Raw genomic sequence first — 3,517 nt, 5'->3', positions numbered from 1 at the left:
CATCGCTAGTTCGGAATATCATAAAAAATGTGGCCATCCGTTCCATTGTTGTACTACTTTATGTGCTGACAATCCAAAAGACCCTCTGCCTTTTCAAGCTTACCCTTTTCACCCATGTGCTGTTCGTAGCCTTTCTTATATTTAGGAGCGCCATCGCGCTCGTCCGCTTTGAGTATGCTGCTTATAACGGTTAATCTTGCCTTGAGTCTCTTCTAAAAAGCTTTAGCGTCAAAACTACTTTTTACTTGGAATATTTCCCCATTAGCCATAGCGCTTCTTAATAGAATTCTGCTTTGCAGTCTGAAAGATGATAACTTCGACCATCTGAAAGAATAAATTGATTATTTACAATTTTTGCCGTTAGCAAACCTAATTGATTTGCCCCATTGGATATTTGCTCCCTCCACCCATCAATATCACCTTTATAAGAAAGAGCGTGAAATAGCTCGCCCGATGGAAGCCACAGTTTACAGTTCTCCGTCATAGCCCCTCCGCTCTTCGGAATAAACGGAGTTATTTCACACGTTAGCTTTTTGAAAAGACCGTTTTTGAAGAACCGCTCCCTACCGTCGTCCGAAACGTAGCAATATTCTCGCCAAACCACAGGATTAGTTCCAGGAATCTCATTTCGAATTTTTTCAGTCATGGCACCACCGTAAACGAGACATTTGTAAGTCCAGCTCCTTCAAAAACCGCATTATAGTGCGCTGCCATTTCAGGACTATTAGTGTGGTAAATAACTTCATCAAAGGCATCCGAATATTTTTGTGCTTGCGTCAGCATCTTTTGCTGCTCAGCGACCGCGAAACTCTTACCTCCGATAGCGCTGTCAGGGTTGCGGATCGATTTATCCCAATCATTGACAAATTTCGCCTCAATTGCAGTGTTTTTCCCACCGCGATCTATTACATGATCTGCTATTCCATTCACTGGTTTGCCATCGACAACTGCTGTGTATTCCCGGTCCGTCTGCGATAACTTTCCGCCATACATGTCCTGAATCTGCTTTTCATATTCTTGCCAGTTCTTTGCCCTTGGCTTCGTCAACGTTGGGCAGGTGTCTAACCCTAGAGGGTCCGACCATCGGAAGATATTAGGTGCAAATTGATATGGGTTAGTACCACCGAGCAGCCCAATCGGATCCTGAGAGATGAACGATCCGGTATTGGGATCGTAGTAACGGTGACGGTTATAGTGCAGCCCCGTTTCCCGATCAAAATACTGACCCATCAACCGCAACGACTGCTCAACCTTCCCTTCCCAAACGCGCCCGACCGCACCCCACGCCTCAATTCCCGCAGCCCACACCACCTCACCGCGAACATCCGTCAACCGCGTCGGACATCCATTCGGATCGGTGTGGTAATGATAAACCGCTCTGCCCTTGCTCGTGCCCTCCAGCACCGCAAACGGATGAAACGTCTGCGGGTAGTACACATACTCGCGCCCGCGCTCCTGATACAACCGCCGCGCCTCACGCCCCACGCTCGGCGGCGGCGTCATGCCGTATTGCAAAGTCTCCCGCTGCCGCGCTCGCAACGAATCGGCGGCGTCGTTCTCCTGTTTGACTTCCGCCAACAGCGCGTCGCCGTCCCAGAAGAACCATGTCGTGTGCGATGGATTGCGCTTGAATACGCGCCGGCCCGCCGCGTCGTAACCGTACTGCGTCACCTGATCACCACAACGCGATTCGATCAGCCGATGATTCGCGTCCCAGCGCAAATTCAACGCATCTCTCTTGGAGCCCGCAACCGGTTCACGCAACGTCAGATTGCCCGCTGCATCGAAGATGTACCGTTGCCCTTCGTGTGTGCCTTCTCGCCGCCACGCATCGGGCGGCGCACTATCATCGTGCCAGGCGTCGCGTTCCGACTCACGAATCCGCGTGCGCAAGTGATTGCCCGCCGCATCCGTCACGAAGCGGCTGATCTTGCCCACCGGATCGATATGTTCGAGCAAGCGCCCGATCGGATCGTAACGGTACGCATCCACGCCCAGTTCGCTATCCCGACGTCGCGTCAGATTACCCGATGCATCGTATTGATACGCAGCGCTGAACAGCGGCGTCTCATCGCGTATCACGCGCTGTGCGCTCAATCGGCCACCGGTGTCGTACTGAAACTCTCGCGATAGCCCCGTGCCGAGTTGCTCGCGGATCGCTCGCCCCAGGGCATCGCGCTCAATGGCGAGCGGGGTGTCATCATTAAGCGTGAGACTCGCGAGTTGACCCAGCAGATCAAAACCCTGCGCGATGCGATTGCCTGTGCTGGTTGTGCGTTCGATGCACTGGCCTATCTCGTCGTAGACATAGTTCACCGTGAAGCTGTCCTGCTTCTCTTCGACGAGCCGTCCCGCTTCGTCAAAGCGACGCGCCACGTGGCGATGCGGGTTGTGCATTTCGATCAGCATACCTGACGGATCGTAGCGGAAGCGCTCCTGCATCTGCTCGCCCGGTCGATCGGGATCGGGCAGGCTCTTGCGCGTGATGCGTCCGAGCCGATCCGTCTCATAAGCAATGATCTGACCCAGTGCATCGGTACGCGTCTGTAGCCGGCCGATCGCGTCATATTGGTAGCGCGTTGACTGACCCCAGTAGTCCACTTCCTCAGTGATTCGCCCAAGCGGATCGCGTACGAGCCTCCACACCTCGCCGTTCTGGTTGACCACGCCGGTCAGTTGCTCTTCCGTGTCGTAGGCGTAGCGGGTCGTGTGGCCGTCGGCGCTATGCAATGCGGTCAGCTTTCCCGTACCCGCATATTCCAAGCGTGTGTGCTCGCCTTTTTCGTCGATATAAAGAACCGGTTGATCTTCGGCGTCGTAGTTGATGGTGACGCCGTTGCCATCTGGCTTGCACATCCACAGCAGACGGGCCTTCGCGTCGTATTCGAAGATCGTGCGTTGCCCGAGCGCATCGGTACGGGAAAGCAGGCTGCCGCGTGCGTTGTGTTCGAGCCGCTCCTGATGTCCCAAGGCGTTGGTCACGCGGCTTAGATGGCCGTATCGATCGAAGCTCAGTTGCGTCTTCGCGCCGATTGCGTTCATATGCTCGAGCAACTGACCTCGCTCATCCCATGTGTAGCGAGACGTGGCGCCAATCGGATTGGTCTGCGTCAGCAGTAGGCCGCGTGCGTCCCACTCCTGTTTCCAGCATCGGCCCTGCGCATCCAGGATATCGACCGGATTGGAGTACTGATCAAATGAAACCTGCGTTTTACTGCCATCCGCCAGCGTCACCTCGGTTTCATTGCCGTTCTCATCGTATTTGAAGTGTGTGCTCAGACCGGCCGGATCGATGATTTCGATGGTATGGCCCAGTTCATCGTATCGATAGGTCGTCACGCCGCCCAGCGGATCGATTTCACTGATCGGCAAATTGTTCTCATCGAAGCGAACCAGCGAAATATGGCCACGCGAATCGATCACTTCCGTTTCGCGCAGCGCATCGTGATAGATGAAGCGGTAATCGTGGAGACCGCCGTCGCCCCACGCATGAATGACCTGCCACGCGTCGTTATAG

The 3,517-nt window shown here is 54.3% G+C and carries 3 protein-coding genes; 1 reads left to right on the top strand and 2 read right to left on the bottom strand.

The window, feature by feature from the left end; genetic code table 11:
* On the top strand, nucleotides 1-194 hold a 194-nt coding region (locus P7F28_RS06545; protein ID WP_277183682.1), incomplete at its 5' end, for a hypothetical protein.
* Between the two features lie 83 nt (nucleotides 195-277).
* Here P7F28_RS06545 and P7F28_RS06540 read toward each other — a convergent pair.
* Together P7F28_RS06540 and P7F28_RS06535 are read right to left on the bottom strand one after the other, a co-directional pair.
* Nucleotides 278-646 carry a hypothetical protein gene (locus tag P7F28_RS06540; RefSeq protein WP_277183681.1) on the bottom strand — a complete coding sequence of 123 codons (369 nt, stop codon included), beginning with the start codon at nucleotides 644-646 and terminating at the stop codon, nucleotides 278-280.
* On the bottom strand, nucleotides 643-3,517 hold a 2,875-nt coding region (locus tag P7F28_RS06535), incomplete at its 5' end, for an RHS repeat-associated core domain-containing protein (RefSeq protein ID WP_277183680.1). The genes P7F28_RS06535 and P7F28_RS06540, both read right to left, overlap by 4 nt.

This window comes from Caballeronia sp. BR00000012568055 (assembly GCF_029439455.1).
Classification (GTDB): domain Bacteria; phylum Pseudomonadota; class Gammaproteobacteria; order Burkholderiales; family Burkholderiaceae; genus Caballeronia.
Note: the sequence above shows the minus strand (reverse complement) of the source record. Positions and strands in the feature narration are given on the sequence as shown.

Coding starts and splice junctions, on each gene's coding strand:
- P7F28_RS06540 (WP_277183681.1), bottom strand. CDS start 646: ATGACTGAAAAAATTCGAAATGAGATTCCTGGAACTAATCCTGTGGTT.